Genomic DNA, 1,095 nt, shown 5'->3' on the forward strand with positions numbered 1-1,095 from the left:
CCACAATTTTCTTGTCCAGGTAATCCATGATTACACATACATAATCACTGTCATGAGACTTGAAGGCGTATACTTCATCCAGAGCCAGGCATTCAGGAAGCTGTCTTCTGGAGATGTGGACATGTCTGTCGAAAATATTAATAACAGATGTAGTGGATATGCCGTATCTTTTGCCGACATCTGTGAATGTTGCATTTGGAGCCTTGAGATCTCTGAGAACATTGAATACAGTAGCAACAGAGAGTCTTCCTCCAAAAGTGAAGGGGTTATTTTCATAGAATGTCTTCTTGCAGTGAGGACACTGGTACCTTCTTGCATGATAGATGATATAGCAGTTGGCGGTGGTCATAACGGAATGGGTTATCTTCTTATCCGTGTAGTCCTTCACCCTGCTTGTCATATGCCCGCATACGGGGCACTGAACCCAGGTCTTATTAAGCGTGATATTGACGTACATTCCGTCTTTCCTTCGGGTGATGGAGAAATCTTGAACGTTCTCCCTTTCCAGATTAAAGAATTTTAACAGATCAGTATCGGAAATGAGCGCATTAGGGGTATCGTTTTTAGCGAAGTCATTGTCAGCTGGAGAATTATTACTAGTTTTCATGTATAGTACAGCTCCTTTCGTTTTTATAAGGAAAGAATATCAACAAAAAGAGCTGTACTATATAAAAGTTATGTGAAACAGCATAAAAAAATTAAGGTGATTTTTTCTGATATTCAATTTACAGAAGAAATCATAATCAAAGGGATAAGTCAGATACTTATCTTTAAGATAAGCAGCATGAGAAGATTCAAGAAAGTCCATGTCAGCTATAACCTCAACAATCAAGCTATAAGAAGCAATGGAATAGGGAATCATATCCTCAATAAGAACTGCATGAGTAGATCCGCATTCAGGACATCTTAATCTTTGTATTGTGACTTTATGACTGCGTTTAAAGAAATCAACATAGCGACTATAAGATGCATGTGCACGGAGACCTTTGGAATTACATTTAGGGCATGACAGTTCATTGAAGTTTAGGGATTGAATAATCTTTTTATATTGATTTTCAGTAATATGCTTGATTTTAGATGAAAGTTTTATTATTA

The 1,095-nt window shown here is 37.3% G+C and carries 2 protein-coding genes; both read right to left on the reverse strand.

The genetic code is table 11. From position 1 onward, the window contains the following. Nucleotides 1-607, reverse strand: a 607-nt coding sequence (locus ACFOZZ_RS11845; RefSeq protein WP_376815302.1) for a transposase family protein, incomplete at its 3' end; no start/stop codon positions are given. 57 nt (nt 608-664) lie between these two features. Beyond that, on the reverse strand, nt 665-1,095 hold a 431-nt coding region (locus tag ACFOZZ_RS11850; protein ID WP_376815303.1), incomplete at its 5' end, for a DUF6431 domain-containing protein.

The sequence above is a fragment of the Catenibacterium sp. GCM10023432 genome (assembly GCF_042651925.1).
Lineage (GTDB): Bacteria > Bacillota_I > Bacilli_A > Erysipelotrichales > Coprobacillaceae > Catenibacterium > Catenibacterium mitsuoka.